Below are 19,443 nucleotides of genomic sequence, written 5' to 3' on the forward strand. Positions count from 1 at the left end.
TTTATTCTTTTATTAATTTTATCATTTCTTCTTCCGTTGGATCTTTTGCAATTAGAATCCCTTTATCATTAAAGAGGAATTTAGATGGTACTTCATCAACACCAAATATTTCGGCAGCCTTTGCTTCAAAACCTTTTGGATCGATTAACTGTGTAAACTTGATTTTATCTTTTTCGATAGCTTTTAACCATTTAGAATTATCCGTATCAATTGATATTCCAATAATTTCAATTTTATCGGAACTCAATTCTTTATGAAGTTTTACCAATTTTTTATTGCCAATTCTGCACGGACCGCACCAAGAAGCCCAAAAATCTATAAGTACATATTTTTCTTTAAATGACGAGGTGTTTACATCACTGTTCTTACTGCTTTTTAGCACAATTGATGGTATTGTATCACCAACTTTAATCTGTGCAGTAGCAATGGAGATATTCGCAATAAACAAAAGCACAAAAACTATACTTCTCATTTTATTTAATTAATAGTTTCAACCGTTTTTCCACAACTTAACATCATCGAACCATAGTATGGATTTTTGACAGCATTTTCTTTACTTAACCAATTTGCTCCTTTTCCACCATTTGCCATAGGGCAAAACTGGTAGTAAACCGGAGTTTCATTTTTAGAAACTTTAATTAAAGTATAGATGTTTTTTGATAAAGTCATAAAATGTTCTCGTTGATGTTTTACATCTTTTGTATCAGAAATATGTTCTGCATCTTCTTTAATTTGATTCAAAACTTTCATCCATACCATGTGAACATTCATTTCCAATTTGTCCATTTTTACAGCGCTAACAGCTGTCAATAATTCTTTTGAAGCTATAGCCGTTGCATTTCCATCAGACTTAACCAAAGCATCTTTAACAATAAAGTAATTATCTAAAACTGTTTTTAACTGATTTTCATTTTGCACTTCAGTTACAGGTGTTGCTGAATGATTACCGTGATTAGAATGATTTTCATTAGTGGTCTTCATTTTAGTTTCCCCTTTAACAGTGACTTTTGCAACACGGTCATATTGGCAACAACCATGAAGATTATTATAGACATCATCGGGAGCAAGGAATTTATCACTATCATATCCTGCTAATGCAATTCTTTTTAGTATTTCATCCTGCGTTGTTTTTTTGGCATCATAAGTTACTATTGCCATTTTCGTATCTTGATCCCAATCTACTTTTGCGACTTTTTTCAAATTACCTGCTTTTTCGATAGTCGCCTCACACATGCCACAGTTACCATATATTTTAACGGTTGCTATTTTAGCGTTCTTAATTTGTGCGTTAGACACAACTGCTGATAACAATAGTGTTATTACCACCATTGTTTTTATAAATGATTTGTTCATTGAATTATGATTTTTAGAAACAATGCTCTAGCATGCACTGTTTCAATTTTATAAAATTGATTTAATTAAAGAATACAGATTGATTAAGTCAAAACAAACTATAAAAGAATGTCTTAAAAACAAAAATCATAAAACTGTAAATGAATTTGGAATAGCAATACCGCTATAGAATTGACACACTTATGGCTGTCAAAAAAGGAATTTAGCTTATCTTAGGTATAAGCCATAAAGAATGGAAGCCAGAAGAGATATTGGCTTCATTGTGAAAAAAGTTTTGCTTTTTATCACTTATAACATAAAGATTGTTTTTAATTTCAATGTCGTTTAAAGTAACCACACTGAAATGTATTGTGGAAGTAGAAGTACAATTTGAATTACCACATTTACCACCACACCCTTTTTCAGAATTATTTTTTTTATCGCAGCACGATTTTTTTTCAGATTTAGTATCTGTTTTCTTATTACTACAACATGATTTTTCTGTTTTTGGATTGTCCTTACTGCACGCAAAAGCCTCACCAGGCATAAAAAATATGCCCAATACAAAGATTAAAACTAGATGAAACTTTTTCATTTGTGCTGACTAACTAAAAACAAATTTATAAAAATTTAAATCAATTTGTATTAAATAATTGTAAAAAAGCTCATTCTTCTTTATTTTATCTAAAATCACTATTCTGAATACTTCTTCTACAGTTTCAACGCTTGTCTTTTGAATTTCTGTCAAAAGTTATAAGGTTTACCATACTTCTTAAACGACTTCTAAGCCGGTTTCCGTAGGCATTTTCTATTTCTGTAGCCGATAAATTAGTAGTAATATGTGTAACTGATTGGTTTTCGATAAAATGTTCATAACGACTAATTAGAATTTCCGCCATTACATTACACTCATTACCAAAGTGTTTAATTTGCTGTTCGGTTCCTAAATCGTCAAAGCAATAACCGGTTAACCGGTGTTGCAAATTCGATTTGTGAATGTAAGGTTGTAAGGCCTCAAAACCTTTTTTGGCAAACTCGAAGGAAATCTCCCGGGTGGTTTTAATTTTATAATCGTGTTTGGTGTATATGAACGGTTTTATCAAATGCATAATTGATGTTTTACCACAACCCACAGGTCCCGATAGTAAAATTCCTTTGTTGAGGTCTAAACCGAGTTTAGAGGCATTCTCTTTATCCCTGATGGAATATATTAACAGCTTGTAAATTGTTGGCTTATCATCATTATTGATTTTAAAAGATTGCCCGTAAGTTTGCTTGCCGTGCAATTCGAGATAAGCAAAACATTTTTGTAAATCGTAGATCCTACAATTGTTCTTGATTTCGAACGTATTATTGAGGTTAAAGTGGTTCTCCATAGTTTTTATGATTTGAAGTGTGTAAATGATTTGGCTGAGGTGGTGTGTTTCTTTTATTAAATTTTTGGCTGTTCAGCATCCAATTTCTCGCAGCTGCTTTCCAGTTTTTCATTTTTGACTTTCCGCTTACCAGCCAGCCATTACTTTGAAAATGGTTGTAGTATTTTTGTGCTTCGATTTCAGAAACATTGCATTCGCTGAAAAACTGTACTACATTTTGCCATTGTGGCGGGATTGCATTTTCTGTTGCTTCACCTTTTTTTTCGCGCAACTTTTTTTTGGGCCCTTCGACAAGCTCAGGATAACAACTATTATCTGCTGACTGAATTTTGAACTCGTCTTTTTTTAAATCATTTTTGCTTTTGTCCAAGTTTAAAATGTTTGTATTGTTTGTACTGTTTATATTGTTTATAGAAGATACCAGCGCTTGTTCAGTAGCAGTCCCACTACTTGTTTGCTGCTTGTTTACTTCCTGTTCAATAACTTGTTTATTTTTTGGATTGGTTTTATCGCTTCGCTTTAATGGTTTTAGCTCATGGGATAAATTGACCATTTGCAGCATGCTTCCTTTAAACGGATTGTATGAAGGTTCGTATATGACATAGCCTTTCTCATGCAGCTCCCGCATGCATTTGTGATAGGTGGCTTTCGAGCATATCTTACTGATTCGCATTACCTCATCGCGAGTTATGCTTATGGGATTCTGAAACCGGTTAAGGTTCCAGAACTGAAAGAGTGCAATGTACAAACTGATGTGGGTTGGGTTTAGGGAATGGTCGTCTACCACCCTATCGAAATAGGCTGTGAGGTGTTTTATGTAGTTCATAATTTTTGAGGTTCTTAGGTTCTGAGGCGCTAAGGTTTTTTGTTTGTGAATTAGAGGTTGCTTCGTTGTACCTCCTCGCAATGACAATGGACAAAAGAATAGTCATCCACCCCGCCCTGCGGGCACCCCTCCAAAGGAGGGGAATTATCCAGCTGTATTAATTTTATTCTGTGAAAGTATCTTTTCGATATCGTCGTGGGAATAAAAAAGGGTACCGCCGATTTTAGTATAGGAAAGGCTTCCGTTTATTCTATAATTTTGAAGCGTGCCGGAGGAGACACCAAGTAGTTTTCTAACCTCGCTAGATTTTAACCATTGTTTTGAGCTGGTAGTGGATTTGACTTCCAATAGTTTCTTGATCTCTTCCAATAGTTCTTTCTTGAATTCTCTTAGATCTTCTGTTGTAATAATTGTTGCTGCCATTGTTCTTTTTTAATGGTTGGATTTTGAAAGACGTCATTTCTTCTTATTTGTTTTGCTTTGTTCGAACAGTACAAATTTGTTGTGTTTTATTCTTTTCTTTTCCCAATGCTTATCGTAGTTACGAGAAAATTTAACATCAAAAAGCTCAAAAAAGCCTGTTTACAAGGCAATTGAAATCAAACTTTTTAATCGAATTGCTTTTATCCACCAACAAAAAATCCGAATTGGTGTTTTACTACCAATTCGGATTCCATACTCCTGCTTTAAAAAATGTAATTAACTCATAACCAATAATAAAAAGATGCTAAACTTCGTAGTTACGATTCCATACGAAACCTTAAACACTCTCTTCTTTACTGATTTTCTGCTGTAAATTGAGCATTAATTCTTCAAGGAATTTTGTCTTACTACTCTTTCTTTCTTTTATCTCATTGTAAGTTTTGTACACATTGTCCAGCTTCACATTGAAGAAATCTTCGAAAGATGAGGTAATGGTATTAATGTCGGCTGCGCCATGATTTAACGCTCCACTTGAATAAAGAGCATAAATAAGCTCAATCAAGGCCGTTTTTGGAGCAGTCCAAACCAAGACCTTATGCCTTTTTTCTTGAAAGATCTCCGCGTCGTTCACTTTTAGCTTTTTCAGTGCTTCCCTGATGTAGTGGATGAACCGATACATCGCTTTTACTTTAGACCAAAGCATATCCTGAGCAGTGGAAAATTCAGGAAACTGATAGTAGTCAGTCATCGGTGTAAATGGAAAATTATCCCTTTGATTTCTTGTGAAAAACTGATGATCGAGGTAACTATACCCTTGCTCCATATAATGCACAAAATCGGCATTTTTACAAAAAAACTTATTGACTTTTTTTAACTCCTTTTGAAGAAACTCAATTTTATACGAAGTTCCCGCTTTAGGCATACGCAGCTCGCACGACCTGACTTCCGTAAAATAAATGAGGTAACTCATTGGAATGGGCTTGTGATTTTTGAAGAACTCGATTTCATCCGGTACGTTTTCGAAATCATGCTGTTCTACTTTATCTTTTAACACCGATAATGTTCGGTTACATAACTGAATGCCTTCATTTGCTTTTTTTAAATGGTTTTCATTAGTTTCTAAAATGGCATTGCACTTTTGGTTGAAATCAGTAATGTGTACTGTAATAGTTTTCATTTGTTGTGTTTGGCTAATAGTGAACATTGTTGGTTTGTTACTTTATATCATTTTGTAAACTGTTTAATGCCTCGAATGAGTAATTGTCTTTGGCTTGTATGTAGGCAATTTTTGGTATTATTTCTGCTCCCAGTTTTCGTTTTTCGAATGTGGCCGAAAAGCCAAAATCTATTTTTGAAATGCCTAAAGTATTGGCTCTCTTAATAATCTGAAACAATAACTGACGGTACAAATGCAATTCCTGAACGTAGTTGTAATTCATCCCTATTAGCGTTGGAACGTAAGCCCTTTTTAAATTTTTATACCCGAATACTACGCCAACCATTTCGGGTTCTTTTGATTCATTTTCTTTTAAATATAGCACTATAAATTCCCATGAAGCATAGTCGCTCATTTTCTTGAAAGCACTTAATGGATAAGTGAAAGTGTTGATTGCAACATTGTTGTCTTTTACGTTTGTGTATAGCTGATATGCTTTCTCTAATTCTAAATCTGATAGATTACTTTTAACCTGAATATCAAAGCAAGTTTCAAAAGGAAGAACTTCTTTATTAAAATGTTTTCTGGAACGAGGTGACAGCTTCTTTGTAAAATCTTCAATCGTTGACCAAGTGTTATCTGTTACGGTACAAGCTTCCGGCATAACTACTTTTACAAAGCCTTGATTGTGTAGCACATCATCCCAATTATTATCCGTTTCAAAATCCCTAAATACCAGCATATCCGCATTTACATCATGGTATAGCTCATCTGCTTTTGAAAGCAACATTTTTATTGCTTCGTTTTGCAACGGATGCTGATTATTACAGTAATAGTGTTGTCCCTCGGTAAAAAGCGAGCCCATGCTCACTACTTTTGAAGTATGGTACAATGGATTTGATTTCCGTTTTTCTTCCAGCTGTTTTGAAACGGATTCCGGTAACAGCATATCATCCTTCCATAATGAGCAAGTAAAGAAAGTAACGAGGATTGGCATGTTAGCGGTATCTCTTATAATGCAGTAATAAAAGTCCCAGTTGTCCTGTGGATTAGGATTGTTCTTGAAAGTTTCTTCTAAATAACACATTCCTTCCCAATCGAAAACACTTTGCCCTCCCAGTGAAGTATTCCAAAAATCTTTATCTATGTTGTGAATTGAGGTTTCAAACTGGAATTTCAACAAACCAGAATCGACACTCACTTTTTTGACTTTCTTAAATATTCTTTCAAGGCGAAAACTTCTTTGGATTTTATCCAGACTATTATCCGTTTCTTCCAAAGCTTTTGGTAAATGAAATTGTAAAGCTTCCGCCAATGCTTTAATATCTTCTTTCTGATTATGACGTGATATCGTTATACGAATCCCGGTATTTTTAACTGGAACAGCAGGATACAATCCTGGATTCACAAAAAAACCTTCTTTGAAAAGCTTTTGAGTAAGATTATAAGCTGTGGCCGGCATGCCTGTTCCTATAAAGAAAACCGGTGAATCATTCTTAACGATTAGCGGTACCGGTGAATCTTCTAATAATGAATTGAAATAAGATATTCGTTCCGTTAATTCATTTTGCATTACTGTGATTTCGGGTGATAAATGAATATCGGCTGAGCTAGATGCTGCGGCAAGTGAAGCGGGTTCCAGTTGTGCTGAAAATGTTAATGGTCCTCCAAAATTTTTTATTTTGTCTCTTAGCTTTCCATCTGAACAAATTAACATTGCTCCGCTTGCTCCAAACGTTTTACTTAAAGTTGAAACAATTAAAACATTGTTTGGTAATTGGTTAAATGAATCAAAAACATAACCCGTACCGTTTTTACCTTTCCAACTCATGCCGTGAACATCATCAAAATATAAATGCAGTTGAGGGTATTTTTGTGTCAGTTTTATCAATTCCGGGATTGGTGCAAAATCGCCAAACATTGAATACACGCCATCGGCCATATACCATATTTTCCCGCCCCTATTGGCGAGTTCTTTTATTTTGTCTTCTACCATACTGAGGTTGTTATGACGAACCATTTCTACGGGAATCCCTCTTAGTTTGAGCTGCTGACAAGCATTTTGCACGCTCCAGTGAACCTGATGATCTAAAATAACGGCATCTTCGTCGCGAACCACGGTTGGAATAACTGCCAAATGTCCTAGCGTACTGTTTTTAGTAATCACTGGTGTTATGCCATACATCTTTTCGATTTTTGCTTCCAATTCGGCATACAATGGATTTGATATATACGTTTTGGAAAGCGGGAATTGGGTACCGAATTTTTGAATAGCGTTTATCGCCGCTTGCTTAATTCTTTCATCCTGCTCTAAACCAAGATACCCTGTTGTTCCGAAATGATACATCTGTTTCCCTTCTATTTGCAATGTTCTGCCGTTTAAGAAGGAATCTTCGGCATACAAATGAAGTACTCCTTCATTTTTTGCGCCCGAGATGACACTATTTACAGTGTCGATAAAGTTGTTGTGTTTAATTTTAGCCATTTCTGTTTTGATTAGTAGTGTGTTACGTTTGGGTTATTAAGTCGCCAAAATTGTACATAAATTTTGATGTGTTTTACAGTGATTTGTGCATACTCCTATTTTGACAACTCATATTCCCGAATTGACAAACACTAATTGATTTTAGGGACAATTAGCCTGTTTTGTAGGTTTTTTAATTCAGTATTATTTTTATTTTTGCAGCATTGTATCATTTTATCTAATACATCGTGAATGCAGCTCATGATTGTTACGAAAATGCGCATGCACGATTTTGCATAGCGCAAGGCATTCTTTATTTTGAATATAAGCCGGAGACCGTTATTTCCTTAACTGTCGCCCGAAAAGTCGTATCTGACCGAATCCAATTTCAAAATGAAACGACTTATCCTGTTTTATGTGATATCAGAGGTGTAAAAGATTCGGACAAAGCCGGCAGGGATTACCTGGCTCAATTTGGTTCGGTACTTACTAAAGCTGTTGCTATTCTTGGCAATCCGCAAGTATCTGAAACTATGGGAGATTTTTATCTAAGGATAAACAAACCCTCTATTCCCACTTCATTTTTCACTAATGAAGAACAAGCATTAGCATTCCTGAAGTCTTATTTATAATTAAAATTTAAAGTGCCTATGCATTGGGAAATCAATCAGAAAAGGATGCACAATATACGGCAAATGCTACTTGAAATGGCCAGTGGCAACTTTAGCCATCGGATAGTACGAACCGAAGAAGATGATGAATTGGAATCTTTAACGGTGCTTATCAATATGGTGGCAGAGGAAATGCAGGAAACATTGTTTCCCAAAGGCTATATCAATACGCATCATTTGCAACAAAATTTGACTTCATTAAGTTTCATCGTAAATGAAGAATTTATTATTTGTAATTGTAATCCAGAAGCCTGTATCCTTTTAAATTACGATATAACTTCACTTGAAGGACTTGAATTTGCAAAACTTTTAACGGACACCTCATCTCAAAATTTTGACAGATTAATGCCATCCATTTTAGCCAATGAAAAGGTTTCTACTCTTCCTTTAAGCTATCTTACTTCTGACAAAAAAGAAGTAGTTTCATTGTTTAGCAGCATATCGAAAATATCCAATAAAAACCGTTTTATTATTCATTCCATTCTTGCTGATTCAACGGAGATCGATAACAACTCGGAGGATGTGAATTCCGCTTTCAGACAACCTAAAACGAGACGGGACGATGCCCGATTAATGCAGCAGCTATATGATTATATTTTATCTAATTTAGAAAACCCGCTTCCCTCCCTAAAAGAGCTTTCAAAGACTTTTGGCACCAATGAACATAAGCTAAAAGAAGCTTTTAAGTACTTCTTTAATACGAGTATCTATCAGTTTTATAATGACGAACGGCTAAAAAGAGTCCATTTACTTATTGAGCAAACCAACATGCCACTAAAGAGCATTGCTTACATGAATGGTTTTAATACCTATCCTAATTTTTCTAAAGCTTTTAAGAAAAAGTATGGGTATTCGCCTACTGATTTGAAAAGGGGGACTGTTTAGTTTTTTTATTCCATATTTATTGGGTTTACCACTCCTGTTGAATTTCACTGGCAACTTAATTATACTTGACACCCCTAATGAACTGCGTTCGCAACCTGCCACAAACCCTAGGCGGCTTTGTTCTGGTCGTCCTCAAGGGGACAATGCCACTAACATGTTTACTTTAGTATTAGCCACTCCACGCTCTTAGGTTGGGGTTTACTAAGAACATTTTGTTTTATTCGCATTTCATAATTTTCAAACTCGATGGGATTTCTCCTTTTTGGATAAGTTGTTGTCCCGAATTGAAAAGTCTTTATAGATTGTATTTCAGAATTTTACATCATTAAACTTAAATAGTTAATGCCATGAAACTGAATGCAAAAATAAAGAACGTTACTATTGAAATTATTTGTTTGCTGTATATCTTGCTATTCGTATATGCTGCGGTAAGCAAGCTTTTGGACTTTGAAAACTTTAGTGTTCAGATTGGACAATCACCACTTTTGAGTGCTTTTGCAGGATTCCTTTATTGGTTAGTACCGCTATTGGAAATTGGAATCGCCATTCTCCTAGTGGTTCCGGCTTTACGAGTAAAAGGATTAATCGCGGCTTTAATTATGATGGTCCTATTTACAACTTACATCATCATCATATTAAACTTCAGCTCTTTTATTCCCTGTTCCTGTGGCGGTGTCCTTGAAAAATTGGCATGGACAGAGCATTTGGTATTCAATTTATTTTTCGTGCTTCTTGCCCTTATCGGTCTCTATCTGAGCTTTGATAATGAAAACGCTACAACGTTCCCATGTAAAAAGTTTGGGATAATTTCATTGTCATCATTACTACTCGGGATTGTTCCTGTAGTTGTGCTGTTTCTACTTTCAGAAGATATTATTCATCGCCATAACAATTTCGTAAGACGTTTTCCCCATCATCCAATAACTCTTGAACATCAAACAGACTTGGGGCTCAACTCGTATTATTTAGCCGGTATTGACCATGAAAACATTTACCTAGGAAACGTAACTGCTCCTCTTTTTATAAAAACCTTGGATTTTAATTTAGTAAAGAAATTCGACACCGAAATAAAACTCTCAAAAATGGATTTGCCGTTCCGAACTCCAAGAATTTATGTTGGTTCATCTATGTCTTATTTCATTGACGGTACAGTGCCTTCTATTTTTTCAGGAAATAAAACTGATTGGAAAGCTGAGCAACACCGAACAAATGCATTTTTCTCTTTAGCAGTTCCTATTGATTCGGTAACCTTTGCCATTAGAGCGCGGGATAGTAAAACCAATGAAAATGTATTAGGACTTCTCAAAATAAGTCCTCCTTTTACCGTTAGATTATCAAAAGATGTATTGATAAAACAGCTTGACGGTGTTTTTGACACTGACGGAATGTTACTGTATAATGAACAGTTAAACAAGATACTATACACTTACTATTATCGTAATCAGTTTATTGTTTCAGACCCCCAATTAGAACAAAAAGTTATCGGAAAAACCATAGATACAATCAGCAAAGCACAGCTTAAAGTTAGTTATATATCATCTAAAAAGACGAAAACGATTGCCGCCCCTCCATTGGTTGTAAATAAAGCGACCGCAACCTACGGGAACTATCTGTTTGTCCATTCCGGGTTAATGGGACGGTTTGAACCTGAAGATACCTGGAAAAGATCATCGGTGATTGATGTGTATGATTTGGTTAAAAACACCTATGCTTTTAGCTTTTATGTTCCGAACAGGGATAAAGATAAATTATCGGAATTTCGAGTTTATCAGAATCGATTAATTGCACAAATGGGGAATTATATTATGAGTTATCGACTGGATACCAAACTATTTGATTCGTCTATCACTAAATAAAATACATAAACATACTACGTAGTTCAGGGGAAAGCTGAAAACCTGCAAAAAGAGTAGGCTAAACATTTAATTTATTTATCATGAAAACTAAATTCAGAAAATTCGGTTTGCCAATGGGAGTTGCGTTACTTGCTGTTGGTGGGGCATTTGCGAGTACTGTTTCCTCGCAAAGCAAAAGTGTTTTGGCTGACAGACAAGGCCATATTAAAGTGGGGAGTACATGTACTCCAACACAAATTACGTGTTCCAACGTTTTTAACCCTCAAATGTGTAGTGACGGATCGAACATTCTATACGACTGGAATGGCACTTCCTGCCCACTGCCTTTGTACAAAAAGGTTACTCCGTAAACGGAACGTGAAGTAAATGACAATGCCCGATTGGAATTCAATTCGGGCATTGTTTGTTTATTCTAATCCTGAATTTGACGGAAAAGGAATTCCTTTTAAATAATGATCAAACCAAGCTTTGATTTTTATTGTTAAATCCTTTTGAAAAGCAGGTTGCAATAAAATATGTCCTTCGTTTGGATAGAGTAACAATGTATGTTGCTTTCTCAAATTTCGCATTGCCATGTGTATAGCAATACTTTGCTGAGGGTCTACCATAAAATCGTTTCTGCCTGTCCAATTTAGTAAAGGAACAGTTGCTTCAGAAGCGTGTGCAATGGGTGAATTATTAATAAATCCCTCATAATCTTCATACAATGATTTTCCCATTCGCATTTGGTGGGTTTGGTACCGCCACATTTGTGAACGACCGGCAGCTTCTAATGTTAGGGAATGTCCGACCAAATCTGTGCAAGCAGCTCCCGCCACTACAGCGGCAAACATTTTGGATTGCGTGGCGATAAAAGTGGCTTCATACCCCCCAAAGGAATGCCCTATGAGTCCTACCCTATTAGCATCTACAAGACCCTGGCCTATTACTTCTTTTACAGCCGCTTCTACACAATCGACTGCTGCCAACCCCGGATTAGTTTCTTTGTATGTTATGTCCGGATATAAAACAAAATAACCATCACTCGTATAGTGTGTTGGGTTGAAACCATCGGGATTGCTAAATGAAGGATTGTAATAATGATGTAGCAAATGAGACTGGTCTTCGTAGATGTATACCACAAGAGGGTATTTTTTATTGGAATCGTATCCGGCGGGATATTGCAGCACTCCATGTAATTTTTTACCCTCACTATTTTTATAGTTTATTACTGCTGATTTTGTCCAATTAAATTTGCTTTGCTGGCTATTGGTTTTCACTACAACCTTTTCCTTATTTTTTTCCAAATAAACAATTTGTGGTGACATATCGGCATTTTGCTGAACCAGAATATAACTGTCATTCTGCGCTGCTTTTTTTAATTGATTGATTCTCGCATTTTTAAATACCAGTTTTGAAATCCCTTTTTTTTGATTCCAAGTATAATATCCGCTTGCTTTTGTGTTGGTGTCGAAAGCATAGAGCAATACGCCTTTTTGTAAATCGAAATTTGTTCCAACGTAATCATAGCTCCTGAAAAGCTTTGAATTTTCGTATTGATTTGCATAAACCCTGTAACGCTTACCATCAGTATAACCGTTTGTTATTCTTTGTTTTATTTTACCGTTTGGACTGATTAACCAAACATCCTGCTTATCGTAAATAATTACAAACTCGCTGTCTGTTGACCAACCTGCAAAACCATGAGGTGTTGGTTCTCCACCCGGATAGGCTTCATCGTCTATGAGATTGGCAATGTTTTCGGTTATTAGTGTATTGGTTTTATGCTTGCAATCGTACACCCACCAATTATTATCTTTGAAATAGTTAATGTAACGGCTGTTTGGTGCTATCCCCCAATTCCCAATTTTTTGAGATACTTTTGATAGTATTCGTTCTTTCTTATGCGATTCTACGTCTGTTAACCAAAGGTCGGCTGGCCCCATCAATTCCTTTTGTGGTTCGTATTGATGTGGGTTGAAAACAATGGCTTTTTTGGTATCGGGCATCAATAAAACCGATGGGTGTTCGGTACTTGCTATTTCGAAAACGTTATTTGTAGCCGGTTGCCAAACTCCTAATTTTGGGCGTTTTGACGGGTTACCTTCCAATAGGTCTCTGCCGTTTTCTAACTTACTACTACTGTTCCATATTTCGACCTCATTCTTATCTGTGGAATGTTGATTAGCAACTGTTGTGTAAAAGAAGACCCGTTGTCCATCATTTGAAATCATTAAAGGTGTGAAAGACGGATTGTACAGAACTGATTTTTCAAGCGTATTCCAATGACTTTCCAAATCCAAAGAATCGATTTTTTCATTGTGAAACGGGTTGCTTAGCAAGTAGATTTTGTTTCTTGAAACAGAAGTTTCTGTTGCAACTTTTTCCTCTAAAAAAGCTATTGCGTTGCCGGATTCATTCCAAACCAAATTCTTTCTTACCGCTGCATCTGCATTAAAAACTGTTTTGCGGAAAATGACATCTTCTAATTTGATTAGTTCTACCGCATTATCTTTACTGATTATACTCAAAGCCTTTTTATCGTTGCTGATTTTATACTCCCGTATGTTTTGGATTTTAAGAATTTGATTTGTTTTTAAATCCTGAATTACTACATCGTTTTGCTGGTTTTCGTTTACTTGCATTAAAAGGAACTTTCCGTTCGAGAGGAAAGCTTTGCCCGTGCCATTTTGTATATTTTGTTCCGTTCCCGAACTCAGATTTTTAAGGACAACTCCTCCATTTGCATTTATGAAAACCCATTTGTTATCTTCACTAAATGTAGTGCCATTACCTCCCGGAAAAGCATATTTTATTGGTTTGGAAACGTGTTTTACAAACAAGGTGTCTTTTCCAGTAGGATACACCAATTTATAGGAAATCCACTTGCCGTTAGGGGAAATACTTTCCTGCGTGAGTGTACTCCACAAATCGTAATCTTGTGGTTTTAATTGCTTTTTTGGGGCAGACTGGGCGAACGCAAATTGAACAGTTAGCAGCAGTAGATAAAGCAAAGCGTATTTTATACTATTCTTTTTCATTAGTAGCCTGAGTTTTGGGGTTGGAGATTCGGATTAAGAATCAGTTCTGATTCCGGCAGAGGAAGTAATACATCTGTATTTTGCCATGATGGTTTTATGGGTGCTACTACTGCTGCTGCCTGACCTGTTCGCTTTAAGTCGAACCATCTGTGTCCTACTTCTGTAAATAATTCCACTTGTCTTTCTTTGCTGATGGCCTGTAGCAAATCTGATTGTGTGGCAGCACCGGTATTACCCAGTCCTGCCCTATTTCGGATTATGTTTATATCGTCCTGGGCTCCCGATATATTATTTTGATGTGCTCTTGCTTCGGCGCGGATTAGGTACTGTTCTTCTAGACGGAACAGAATGGAGTATTCCTGTGAAACCCCTGTGTTTGCATTTTGCTTGTATTTGTAGGGATGGTACCAAACATTTGTACCATCGGTAACGCTTTTTAACCAATGTGTTTTTCTAAGGTCGTTAGTTTCAAAAGCGTTCACTAACTCGTTACTTGCTGCCATGGAAACGGGCGGGCCGCTGGTAAAAATAAATAACCGTCCCTCATTTGTGTTTGCTCCTGCAATTCCTGAATGCATTTGTAAAATTGTTGAGGGATTGGTGTTTAGAAACGCTGCATCGAGATTGGTTTCCATATTGAAAGTTGGATTGTTTATTACCGATGTTGCTTCCGATTCTGCCAATGACCATTGTTGCTGATACAAATAGACTCTGGCTAAAAGTGCCTGAGCAGCTGCTTTGTTGGCTCTTATTCTCTCGGTTGAGGTATAACTGTCCGGCAATAAATTTTTGGATGTTTGAAGGTCGTTAATAATACGGTCGTAAACCAAAGTGGCCGGCATACGGCTGACGTGTGCATTTACCTGATAATTGGTAGTTTCGATATATGGAATATCGCCATAAAGGTTGACCAAGTAAAAATGAATAAGTGCTCTTATAAACAAAGCTTCCCCTACTAACCGATTACGTGGTTCTCCTGAAATTGCGGAATTTGAAACCCCTTCAAAAAGTGCATTGGCCGCATATATCTGTGCGTAACTATTACTCCACAGAGAGGAGACATAGGCATTTGAAGGAATTAAAGTATGGTTGTAAAAGTTATCCGCAGGTGCCATCGCATTTCCGTAAAATGTAAGTTCATCTGCATATAAACCCATTAGCGGACTAAGCCCATCGGTATTACCGGAAACAACTCCGTTTTCGCGCATTCTGGCATAAATATCGGATAAGGCTGCCGTTGCAGTTACCTCATCCTGATAAACCGCTTCGCCGGTTAATTGTGTTTGGGGTAAGTCCACCTCTGTGAAACTATCACAGCTGTAGCACATTACCCCCATACACAACCCAAATATTGCTTTTGTATATTGTAGTGTTTTCATATATGTAAAATTTTATTTTTTAGCGGTCATATATGGAATCGCCATTCTTCATTCCAGATTGTGATTTAGAATCATGGCGATTTCATCTTTATCTTTTTATTGTTAGAAACTAAGTTGCAAGCCCAAAGTATACTGCCGCAAAGGAGGCAAATAAGACATGGATTGGTTCTCGGGGTCTACTCCTTTGTAGTTGGTGAATGTTAACAAATTTTGCCCTTGGAGATATACTTTTCCTGAGAATGTTTTGGACCATTCGGAAGGGATTTTATAGGACAAACTCATGCTTTTTAACCTCGCGAAAGAAGCATCTGAAATGGTGGCATTGCTGTTTTGAAATCTGAAATAAGCATCTAAAGCTGCTCCATTTGCTCCGGTTGTATATACCTGAACATCTGGATTTGTTCCTCCGTCCGGCCAATGGTTTAGTGCGTATACCGGTAGGTTTGTCATAGTACCCGCTAAATTCATCGCATACAAATAGTTTTTACCGTTTTGCTTTACGAACTGGAAGAGGAAATCCATTTCCCAATTTTTGTATCGGAACTGGTTGCTTAGGCCTCCAAACCATTTTTGGGAGATATCGCTGATGTACTGACGGTCTAAAGGTGAAGTGATTTGTCCGTCGTTATTATAATCCTGAAACTGATAGGTACCCGTTGCCGGATCTATGCCCGTATAATGATACCCTTTGATGATATTAAGCGGTTGCCCGACCACATAAGTATTGGCATAGGTTGAACCTTCCAATCCTTTAAATTCGAGTAATTTGTTTTTTGGAATGGTTAGGTTTAACGACGTTGTCCATGTGAAATTTTTGTTTTTGAAGTTTGTTGTGCGAAGTTCTGTTTCTAAACCTCTGTTTTGCACCGATGCGTCGAGATTTGCCTGCATGGAAGGGAAACCCGTTGTTGCAGGTAACGGAATACCCACCAATTGATTGGAAGAGCGGTTTTGATACCAAGCCGTTGACCACATTATTTTATCATTAAAGAAGCCTAACTCGGCTGCAAATTCTAATTTCTTATTGGTTTCCCATCCGAATTTAGGATTGAATAGTTGGGTAGGCTGTAATCCGGTAACGCCACCATAGGTATTGCCGCTGATGGAATAGGAATCCAGAAACTGATAGTCGCCTATTTGGTCGCTACCTGTGGTACCGTAACTGCCGCGTAGCTTTCCGAAGCTTAGCCATGAAAGGTTATCTGCTATTACCCTTTCTTTTGAAAACAACCAAGCGGCACCAATGGCTCCAAAATTTGCAAAGCGATTACCCGGGCCAAAACGGCTGGAACCGTCTCTTCTTCCGGTAAGGTTAATAATGTATTTATCGTTATAGTTATAATTTAACCTACCAAAAAATGCCTGGTATTTATATTCGGAAATTTGATTGCCGGTTGTTTGAATCATGGATGCTGCGCCCAGACTGTGTATTAGACTGTTGCTGGCAAAACCTATCCCTAATTGTGATAGCCTTTCACTGTTTTGTGATTGGAAAGTAGTTCCTACAAGCATGTTCACTTTATGTGCCGACCACTGTTTGTTCCAGTTTACTTGCGGCTCGATTATCCAGGAAGAACGTTTGCCGTTGTTTACAAAAAGTAAGGAACTTGCGCTGGTAACCCCATAGGCAGGATTGTACATGGTGGAAGGCATGGTACGGTTTTCGCTTAGATTTGTATCGTTATACCCTAAACTGGTTTTTACCTCCCAATTTGGAAACAACTTATAGGACAGTACCGAACTTGCGATAAGATTAGCCGTTTTGTTTTCGTATTGACTGAGGGAATTGGCCAATGGATTATTGAATGTTCCGTTTTCCCAATTTAGGTTTCCTGAGCTATCGTACAACGCTGGTGCATTGGGTGCTAAGGTGTATGCCTGTGTGGTTAAATCGCTTGCCTGAATGGTGTTTTTGTCTTTAGCATAATTGACCGAGAGATTGAAATTGAATTTATCATCGGAGGAGTGGTGTGTTATGCTGTTTAGCACTGCGCCTTTCGTATAATGGTCGTCGCCGGGGAAAACGGTGGTTTCCTTACGGTAAGTACCACTTACTAAAAATTGGGTTGCTTTGCTACCGCCTGATAAAGTACCTTGGATGTTATTGAAAAGGGCTGTCCCTCCTATCAGTTCTTTTCGCCAATCGGTATATCGGTTTTGATCCCAGATGCCATTGATATCGTAGGCATAGAACGGATAAGCCGTAATACCATCGTTTGCAAACGCTTCACGACGCATGGCAAGGTATTGTTGGGTATTCATCATTTTCATGGTTCTGGTAACATTACCGATACCTGAATAGCTGTGGAAACTGAACTTGGTTTTTCCTTCTTTTCCTTTTTTGGTTGTGATTAAAATTACGCCGTTTGCTCCGCGTGAGCCGTAGATTGCTGTTGCATCGGCATCTTTTAATACTTCGATGCTTTCGATATCGGAAGGGTTGATACTGCTTAACGGGCTGCTGGTTCCGGCCAATATACTTGCCGAAGTTTGTATATCACCAAGGGACTGTGAACTATAGGGAACACCATCTACAATATACAAAGGCGTATTCCCGTCTGCCCGCAAGCTGTTTATCCCTCTGACTTGGATATCGAAACCGCCGCCGGGAGCGCCTGTATTTTGTACAATATTAACCCCGGACATTCTCCCCTGCATGGCTGCGAGTGGATTACTTACCGGTTGTTTTTCTATGTCTTTGGACGAAATTTTGGCGATACTGCCCGTGCGTTCTTTTTCCTTAACGGAATAATAGCCTGCATTGACCACTACTTCCTGTAGCTGTGTGGCATCATTATCCTGTAACTGCACATTGATAATCGAACGCCCGTTTACCGGAATGTAAAGCGGTTTATATCCTATGAAGGACATAACAAGCGTATCTGAAGCCGCGGCAGCGATTTGATATTTCCCGTTTATATCGGACATGGTACCTGTGTTTTTTCCTTTTATGGTAACGGAAGCTCCGGGGAGTGTACCGGTAGTGTTGGTAATTATACCGCTGACCTGATGTGTTTGTTGCAGTGTTTTGGCATTTGGCGAAGTTGCCATTGCCCTGACGGACGGACAAGTAAAGAGTATACCCAAAATAAAGGAATACCATAGCCTGCTCCATCCCTTGTGGAATGAAAAGTTTTTCATAATATTGGTTTGGTTAATGAAACGTTAGTTTTGTTTGCTTGGGCCTTCTGTACTTATGCGCCAACACTAGGCAGGAGGCTCTTTTTATTTTAGATTATTTCATCATAGGCAACACTGTTATGGTTTGACATTGTTTAAAACAATGCCACTACACGCTTAATGCAGCTAAGCCATAGTGGCATATAACGGCAAGGTAAACCCAGCCGGTTTTATTATGATTTTGCGAGCCTGTGAATGTGAAGTTTTGCTTTGAAAAAAGGAAAGTTTAGCGCATAAAAAAGCGTGGAACTCAGCTTATCCGCTTCAGAGGTACTGGTATACCCTACACACGAATAAGTGAGCCCACGCCAAGGACGTGAGCATCTTAACTTATCATCTCGTGTGTTAAAAATTACCAGTTTTCTGAAACGAGATTCAAAGCGAATGCTTCAATATTGTATTTGAAGAATCGCAAAATTAATGCTTTTTATAGCATTATGCTGACAAATATAAAAAACATTACCGACATATATGTCGTTGCGTCAATCTTTTTTTCTCTGTCTATTTGAAAACAAATGAAACAGTTAATAAATAATCAGCTATTATCGGCTATAAGAAAGGTTTTACAAGACCTACGTGCAGAAGCAAAGCTGACACAAGATGCTGTTATAACTGATATTTTTGATTCAAAAAATGTAACAATCAACCTAGCAAGGATTGAAACTGGCACTGGAAACATTTCTCCAAGCACTCTATTTCTTCTCTGTGAATACTATAAAATTTCTATTTCAAACTTCTTTAAACGGGTTGAAGAAGTTGACAAAAAATTAAAGATATATGACAAAAAATAGAAGATGCCTATGGCATCTTTTTTTATTTACGGGAAACCGTAATGCAGTATTTAAGATTATTCTTATTTTTGACAGAAACTTCAT

General features: G+C 37.2%; 16 protein-coding genes. 5 read left to right on the forward strand and 11 right to left on the reverse strand.

Annotation, left to right across the window (positions count from 1 at the left end):
• Position 1: 1 nt before the first annotated feature.
• From FCR2A7T_RS12200 to FCR2A7T_RS12235, 8 genes are all read right to left on the reverse strand, one after another.
• Complete coding sequence (locus tag FCR2A7T_RS12200) at positions 2–472, reverse strand: TlpA family protein disulfide reductase (RefSeq protein WP_023571606.1); 471 nt, start codon at positions 470–472, stop codon at positions 2–4.
• Between the two features lie 5 nt (positions 473–477).
• Complete coding sequence (locus FCR2A7T_RS12205) at positions 478–1,353, reverse strand: DUF3347 domain-containing protein (protein WP_023571607.1); 876 nt, start codon at positions 1,351–1,353, stop codon at positions 478–480.
• 202 nt (positions 1,354–1,555) lie between these two features.
• Positions 1,556–1,927 (reverse strand): hypothetical protein, encoded by a 372-nt coding sequence (locus FCR2A7T_RS12210; protein WP_035118383.1) that lies wholly within the window; start codon positions 1,925–1,927, stop codon positions 1,556–1,558.
• 124 nt (positions 1,928–2,051) lie between these two features.
• Positions 2,052–2,708 (reverse strand): ATP-binding protein, encoded by a 657-nt coding sequence (locus FCR2A7T_RS12215; protein WP_023571609.1) that lies wholly within the window; start codon positions 2,706–2,708, stop codon positions 2,052–2,054.
• Complete coding sequence (locus FCR2A7T_RS12220) at positions 2,692–3,336, reverse strand: transcriptional regulator (RefSeq protein ID WP_240471516.1); 645 nt, start codon at positions 3,334–3,336, stop codon at positions 2,692–2,694. Before FCR2A7T_RS12220 ends, FCR2A7T_RS12215 begins: the two co-directional genes overlap by 17 nt.
• A gap of 342 nt (positions 3,337–3,678) precedes the next feature.
• Positions 3,679–3,957 (reverse strand): helix-turn-helix domain-containing protein, encoded by a 279-nt coding sequence (locus FCR2A7T_RS12225; RefSeq protein WP_023571610.1) that lies wholly within the window; start codon positions 3,955–3,957, stop codon positions 3,679–3,681.
• Positions 3,958–4,294: 337 nt separating this feature from the next.
• Positions 4,295–5,134: an RteC domain-containing protein gene (locus FCR2A7T_RS12230; protein ID WP_035118566.1), complete on the reverse strand. Its 840-nt coding sequence runs from the start codon at positions 5,132–5,134 to the stop codon at positions 4,295–4,297.
• A gap of 37 nt (positions 5,135–5,171) precedes the next feature.
• Positions 5,172–7,598 (reverse strand): aminotransferase class I/II-fold pyridoxal phosphate-dependent enzyme, encoded by a 2,427-nt coding sequence (locus FCR2A7T_RS12235; protein WP_023571613.1) that lies wholly within the window; start codon positions 7,596–7,598, stop codon positions 5,172–5,174.
• A gap of 227 nt (positions 7,599–7,825) precedes the next feature.
• On the opposite strand from FCR2A7T_RS12235, the gene FCR2A7T_RS12240 reads away from it, so the two are divergent.
• The 4 genes from FCR2A7T_RS12240 (at position 7,826) to FCR2A7T_RS15135 (ending at position 11,339) form a co-directional block, all read left to right on the forward strand.
• On the forward strand, positions 7,826–8,209 hold the full coding sequence (locus FCR2A7T_RS12240; RefSeq protein ID WP_035118390.1) for a DUF7793 family protein: 384 nt from the start codon (positions 7,826–7,828) through the stop codon (positions 8,207–8,209).
• Between the two features lie 18 nt (positions 8,210–8,227).
• The gene (locus tag FCR2A7T_RS12245; RefSeq protein ID WP_035118392.1) at positions 8,228–9,133 is read left to right on the forward strand and encodes an AraC family transcriptional regulator; all 906 of its coding nucleotides are present in this window, start codon (positions 8,228–8,230) and stop codon (positions 9,131–9,133) included.
• Between the two features lie 347 nt (positions 9,134–9,480).
• Entirely contained in the window at positions 9,481–10,989 is a 1,509-nt protein-coding gene (locus FCR2A7T_RS12250) for a MauE/DoxX family redox-associated membrane protein (protein ID WP_023571616.1), read from the forward strand.
• 80 nt (positions 10,990–11,069) lie between these two features.
• Complete coding sequence (locus FCR2A7T_RS15135) at positions 11,070–11,339, forward strand: DUF6520 family protein (protein ID WP_131473121.1); 270 nt, start codon at positions 11,070–11,072, stop codon at positions 11,337–11,339.
• A gap of 57 nt (positions 11,340–11,396) precedes the next feature.
• Here the strand turns inward: FCR2A7T_RS15135 and FCR2A7T_RS12255 are convergent, their stop codons facing one another.
• The 3 genes from FCR2A7T_RS12255 to FCR2A7T_RS12265 form a co-directional block, all read right to left on the reverse strand.
• The gene (locus FCR2A7T_RS12255) at positions 11,397–14,009 is read right to left on the reverse strand and encodes an alpha/beta hydrolase family protein (protein WP_035118394.1); all 2,613 of its coding nucleotides are present in this window, start codon (positions 14,007–14,009) and stop codon (positions 11,397–11,399) included.
• Positions 14,009–15,388: a RagB/SusD family nutrient uptake outer membrane protein gene (locus FCR2A7T_RS12260; protein ID WP_023571619.1), complete on the reverse strand. Its 1,380-nt coding sequence runs from the start codon at positions 15,386–15,388 to the stop codon at positions 14,009–14,011. Before FCR2A7T_RS12260 ends, FCR2A7T_RS12255 begins: the two co-directional genes overlap by 1 nt.
• Positions 15,389–15,490: 102 nt before the next feature.
• Complete coding sequence (locus FCR2A7T_RS12265) at positions 15,491–18,529, reverse strand: SusC/RagA family TonB-linked outer membrane protein (RefSeq protein ID WP_035118399.1); 3,039 nt, start codon at positions 18,527–18,529, stop codon at positions 15,491–15,493.
• Between the two features lie 554 nt (positions 18,530–19,083).
• Here FCR2A7T_RS12265 and FCR2A7T_RS12270 point away from each other — a divergent pair.
• A complete protein-coding gene (locus tag FCR2A7T_RS12270; RefSeq protein WP_051369557.1) occupies positions 19,084–19,359 on the forward strand; it encodes a helix-turn-helix transcriptional regulator in 276 nt (91 codons plus the stop codon).
• Positions 19,360–19,443 lie beyond the last annotated feature (84 nt).

It is taken from the genome of Flavobacterium cauense R2A-7 (genome assembly GCF_000498475.1).
Classification (GTDB): domain Bacteria; phylum Bacteroidota; class Bacteroidia; order Flavobacteriales; family Flavobacteriaceae; genus Flavobacterium; species Flavobacterium cauense.

Excerpts from the sequence above, each read along its gene's own strand:
- FCR2A7T_RS12270 (WP_051369557.1), top strand. The coding sequence starts at position 19,084 with ATGAAACAGTTAATAAATAATCAGCTATTATCGGCTATAAGAAAGGTT.
- FCR2A7T_RS12215 (WP_023571609.1), bottom strand. The coding sequence starts at position 2,708 with ATGGAGAACCACTTTAACCTCAATAATACGTTCGAAATCAAGAACAAT.
- FCR2A7T_RS12265 (WP_035118399.1), bottom strand. The coding sequence starts at position 18,529 with ATGAAAAACTTTTCATTCCACAAGGGATGGAGCAGGCTATGGTATTCC.
- FCR2A7T_RS12220 (WP_240471516.1), bottom strand. The coding sequence starts at position 3,336 with ATGCGGGAGCTGCATGAGAAAGGCTATGTCATATACGAACCTTCATAC.
- FCR2A7T_RS12225 (WP_023571610.1), bottom strand. The coding sequence starts at position 3,957 with ATGGCAGCAACAATTATTACAACAGAAGATCTAAGAGAATTCAAGAAA.
- FCR2A7T_RS12255 (WP_035118394.1), bottom strand. The coding sequence starts at position 14,009 with ATGAAAAAGAATAGTATAAAATACGCTTTGCTTTATCTACTGCTGCTA.
- FCR2A7T_RS12200 (WP_023571606.1), bottom strand. The coding sequence starts at position 472 with ATGAGAAGTATAGTTTTTGTGCTTTTGTTTATTGCGAATATCTCCATT.
- FCR2A7T_RS12205 (WP_023571607.1), bottom strand. The coding sequence starts at position 1,353 with ATGAACAAATCATTTATAAAAACAATGGTGGTAATAACACTATTGTTA.
- FCR2A7T_RS12260 (WP_023571619.1), bottom strand. The coding sequence starts at position 15,388 with ATGAAAACACTACAATATACAAAAGCAATATTTGGGTTGTGTATGGGG.
- FCR2A7T_RS12210 (WP_035118383.1), bottom strand. The coding sequence starts at position 1,927 with ATGAAAAAGTTTCATCTAGTTTTAATCTTTGTATTGGGCATATTTTTT.
- FCR2A7T_RS12250 (WP_023571616.1), top strand. The coding sequence starts at position 9,481 with ATGAAACTGAATGCAAAAATAAAGAACGTTACTATTGAAATTATTTGT.
- FCR2A7T_RS12230 (WP_035118566.1), bottom strand. The coding sequence starts at position 5,134 with ATGAAAACTATTACAGTACACATTACTGATTTCAACCAAAAGTGCAAT.
- FCR2A7T_RS12245 (WP_035118392.1), top strand. The coding sequence starts at position 8,228 with ATGCATTGGGAAATCAATCAGAAAAGGATGCACAATATACGGCAAATG.
- FCR2A7T_RS15135 (WP_131473121.1), top strand. The coding sequence starts at position 11,070 with ATGAAAACTAAATTCAGAAAATTCGGTTTGCCAATGGGAGTTGCGTTA.
- FCR2A7T_RS12235 (WP_023571613.1), bottom strand. The coding sequence starts at position 7,598 with ATGGCTAAAATTAAACACAACAACTTTATCGACACTGTAAATAGTGTC.